This is a genomic window from Paenibacillus sp. OT2-17 (assembly GCF_009827695.1).
Lineage (GTDB): Bacteria > Bacillota > Bacilli > Paenibacillales > Paenibacillaceae > Paenibacillus > Paenibacillus polymyxa_B.
Genome location: NZ_WUDQ01000329.1, coordinates 1 through 4025 on the forward strand (window position 1 = coordinate 1; position 4025 = coordinate 4025).

Annotated in this window: 5 protein-coding genes; all 5 read left to right on the plus strand. The window is 47.6% G+C overall.

All coding sequences use genetic code 11. The features are described 5' to 3' along the window. Window positions 1-461: ABC transporter permease (locus GRP75_RS20520; RefSeq protein WP_160790223.1), on the plus strand; the 461-nt coding region annotated here is incomplete at its 5' end. Window positions 462-474: 13 nt separating this feature from the next. Further along, the gene (locus tag GRP75_RS20525) at window positions 475-1458 is read left to right on the plus strand and encodes an ABC transporter ATP-binding protein (RefSeq protein ID WP_160790224.1); all 984 of its coding nucleotides are present in this window, start codon (window positions 475-477) and stop codon (window positions 1456-1458) included. After that, complete coding sequence (locus tag GRP75_RS20530; RefSeq protein WP_053325319.1) at window positions 1451-2419, plus strand: ABC transporter ATP-binding protein; 969 nt, start codon at window positions 1451-1453, stop codon at window positions 2417-2419. The genes GRP75_RS20525 and GRP75_RS20530 overlap by 8 nt, the downstream gene beginning before the upstream one ends. A 262-nt stretch (window positions 2420-2681) precedes the next feature. Beyond that, window positions 2682-2951 (plus strand): 30S ribosomal protein S14, encoded by a 270-nt coding sequence (gene rpsN / locus GRP75_RS20535; RefSeq protein WP_028542369.1) that lies wholly within the window; start codon window positions 2682-2684, stop codon window positions 2949-2951. A gap of 259 nt (window positions 2952-3210) precedes the next feature. After that, the coding region (locus GRP75_RS20540) for a cation diffusion facilitator family transporter (protein WP_160790225.1) at window positions 3211-4025 on the plus strand (815 nt) is incomplete at its 3' end.

The window sequence follows — 4025 nt, forward strand, 5'->3', positions numbered from 1 at the left end:
TATCTGTCTGGAAGATTCCACCCGATCAACGGATGTATATCGTCATGCTGATGCTTAGTCTGGTCAACTGGCCGGGGATTGCACGGATGGTGAGGGGCCAGATGCTTAGTTTGCGGGAACGTGAATTTATGCAAGCCGCGACGGTACTGGGACTCTCGAATCGTCGAAAGCTGTTCAAACATCTGCTGCCGAATATTTTACCGTTGTTGATCGTTATCGCTACATTGAATATTGGCGGAGCCATCCTGAGTGAATCTGTACTCAGCTTCTTTGGCCTTGGCGTGCTGCCCACGACACCGACTTGGGGGAATATGATTGATGCCGCTAACAATGTGCTGGATTTTCAGCAACGACCGTGGTTGTGGATACCGCCAGGACTGTCTATTTTTGCTACAGTCATCGCTATTAATATTTTTGGTGACGGGCTGAGGGATGTACTTGACCCGAAACATAAGAGGTAGGTGATCATACACCATGGACAATTTACTTTCTATTGAACATTTAAGCACTCATTTTTATACAGAAGAAGGAACGGTTAAAGCGGTGGATGATATCAGCTTCCGTGTGAAGCCAGGGGAAACGGTATGCATTGTCGGTGAATCGGGATGCGGCAAAAGTATTACTGCGATGTCAATCATGGGGCTGATCCAGAGCCCCGGTGGTAAAGTGGCAGGCGGAAGCATCCGCTTTGAGGCAACCGATCTGCTAGAGCTTAGCAGAAATGAGATGCGCACGATTCGCGGACATGAAATATCCATGATCTTTCAGGAGCCGATGTCTTCATTGAATCCGGTCATGACCATTGGTGAACAGCTATCCGAACCACTGATTGAGCATTTGAAAATGGGCCGTAAGGAAGCTCGTAAGCGAGCACTGGAGCTGATCGAACAGGTCGGTATATCCCGGCCGGAGCAGATTTTAAAAAGTTATCCGCATGAGCTGAGCGGGGGGATGCTGCAGCGAATTATGATTGCAATTGCTGTTTCTTGTGGTCCCAAGCTGCTTATCGCGGATGAGCCAACCACCGCTCTGGATGTAACGATTCAGGCGCAAATCCTCGATATGCTGCGTGAATTTAAAGCCCAATCCAATATGTCGCTCATGCTAATCACCCATGATTTGGGTGTTGTCGCCGAAATGGCTGATTACGTCATTGTGATGTATGCAGGCAAGATCGTCGAGGAAGGCGAAGTGGTACAGCTGTTTAATCATCCCAAGCATCCTTATACACAAGGGTTACTAAAATCCAAACCGGTGCTTAATCAGCGCCAAGAGGAACTGTATTCCATTCCCGGGCAGGTACCTAATCCGCTGGAGCTGACGACTTCCTGTTATTTTCATGACCGCTGTGGGCAGTGCATGGACATTTGTCGTGTAAAGGAGCCTACATTAAAAGAAGTTTCAGCTCAGCAGAAAGCATCCTGCTGGTTATATGAGGAGGCGGTTGTTCATGGCTGAGCCGTTGTTGGAAATAGACCGCTTAAAAACGTACTTTCCGGTGAAGTCCGGATTTATGAACCGTACTTCAGGACATGTGCGGGCGGTAGACGATATCAGCTTTACGATCCGTCAGGGTGAAACCTTCGGATTGGTAGGGGAATCGGGGAGCGGTAAAAGCACGGTGGGCCGCACGATTGTTAGATTGACGGATAAAACGGACGGTACCGTAAAATACAAAGGGGTGGATCTACACAGCTTGTCAGCCAAAGGGATGCAGGAACTTCGTCCCAAAATTCAGCTGATCTTTCAAGACCCATATAGCTCGCTGAATCCGCGTGTACGGATTGGCGATGCCATTGGTGAGGCGCTACTGGATCACGGTATAGCAACGAAGGAGGAGGTCCGGCAGATTGTGCTGGACGTGCTCAAGCTATGTGGATTGTCAGAGTATCATATCGACCGTTTTCCTCATGAATTTTCGGGAGGTCAACGCCAACGGATCGGCATTGCCCGAGCGCTGGCGCTTCAGCCGGATTTAATTATCGCTGATGAGCCGGTATCAGCGCTGGATGTGTCCATACAGGCGCAGATTATTAACCTATTCGCCAAATTGCAGGCCGAACGGGGTCTGACATATTTGTTCATCTCGCATGATTTGAGCGTGGTGGAACATTTGTGTTCCCGTATTGGCGTGATGTATTTAGGCTCCATGGTCGAAACGGCATCGCGTGACGAGCTATTCGGGAATCCGTTGCATCCGTATACGAAAGCGTTGCTGTCGGCTGTACCTATTCCGGTGCCGAAGCTGAAGAGAGAACGTATTTTGCTCAAGGGGGATATTCCAAGTCCGGTTAATCCGCCTTCGGGCTGCAAGTTCCATACTCGCTGCCCTTTTGCAATCGACCGTTGCTCCAAAGAGATTCCACTCTATCGTGAGGCTCGTCCAGATCACTGGGTAGCTTGCCATTTGGCTGAATGAACAAAGTCAGTCAGCAAATTTTAAAGCCGTTGAAACGGCAGACCGTTCACAAGAGTGAAGGGGGCTGCTGTTTCAACGGCTTTTTAATATCGTGATTCAAACCGCTTGGGTTGACAACATACCTGGAGCAGCGTTATATTAAATAGTAATCGTAACTATTACTATTTGAGGTATAAAATCATGTCCATATCCGTGTTCATCAATCTCGCGGTAGTGATGGGGAACCTTCATGATTGGCATATATCACAAGGAGGAGCTTTACATGGCCAAGAAGTCAAAAGTCGTAAAAGAGAAGAAACGCCAGGAAATTGTAGCTAAATATGCGGACCTGAGACGTGAATTGAAAGCAAAAGGGGACTACGAAGCTTTGCAAAAGCTTCCGCGTGACTCATCTCCAACCCGCCTGAAAAGCCGTTGTGAGCTGACGGGCAGACCTAGAGGATACTTGCGCAAATTCAAGCTGTCTCGTATCGCGTTCCGCGAGTTGGCACATAAAGGCCAAATTCCAGGAATTACGAAATCAAGCTGGTAAACAGGCACTTATGTCGATCGTTAGCGCATGGAGATTATCTGTGTTGTTAACCTGAGGATATGTCTGATAGAAGGTTGTAACGGGAATGCTTCATGTCGTAGGGGGACATGGGGCATTCCTTTTCTATGGAAAATATTATCGTTTGTATTGATTCTCCTTAGATGGTTAGGTAGAATATGGACGGGTTAAAAATATACATAACAAACGATTACATAATGTGGATATATCAGATTATGTATACCTCAGGAGGAGCTACAAGATGGAAGTGAAACAGAGAGAGGACTCCTTTTGGAGTATGGTCAAAAAAGGAAACAAATCCTCGGGCTCGGCGGCGTTAGGTAATACCGGCATTGCTCTGATTAAGGGGATTGCTTTTGCCTTGACAGGCAGCGGCTCTATGTTTGCTACGATGATGCATTCCATTGCGGATGCAGTGAATCAAATGTTTGTATTCGCGGGCAGTGTATTGGCAGAGAAAAAACCGACAAAACGCTTTCCTACCGGCTTTGGACGAGTGATTAACCTGTTTTGTATGGTTGCCGTTATTGTTGTAACGATTATGGCCTATGAAACCGCATTGGAAGGCATTCATTTGCTGCAGCATCCAGCTGAATCTACACATGGATTTTGGATTAATGTAGTAGTGCTGATTTTGTCACTAGTGGTGGACGGATTTGTATGGAGCAAAGCGATGAAAGAAGTGCTGCATGAATCCAGAGTAGAAGCGAAGGGGCTAAGCATTTTCACCACTGCGTTCCGCCATGTGGGGCGTGCTGCACCGCCAACCCGGCTGGTGTTTTATGAAGATTTGGTAGCAACAACGGGTGGAGTACTTGCTCTGCTAGCAGTGGTGGTCACATCGCTGACAGACTTTAAACTGCTGGACGGAATTTCGAGTATACTCATCGGTTGTCTGCTGGTCGGTGTTGCTTTCCGGGTCGGTTACGACAACATGGTAGGTTTGATCGGTGTATCTGCTCCTCCTGATATCGAAGAACGTGTGGCTTCCATTATTCTAGCAGATACACATGTAACGGATATTTATCAAATGCGTATTTTACAGGAGGGACGCTA

Bases quoted from the DNA above. Each gene is read 5' to 3' on its own strand.
- GRP75_RS20530 (WP_053325319.1), top strand. From the start codon at position 1,451: ATGGCTGAGCCGTTGTTGGAAATAGACCGCTTAAAAACGTACTTTCCG.
- GRP75_RS20525 (WP_160790224.1), top strand. From the start codon at position 475: ATGGACAATTTACTTTCTATTGAACATTTAAGCACTCATTTTTATACA.
- rpsN (WP_028542369.1), top strand. From the start codon at position 2,682: ATGGCCAAGAAGTCAAAAGTCGTAAAAGAGAAGAAACGCCAGGAAATT.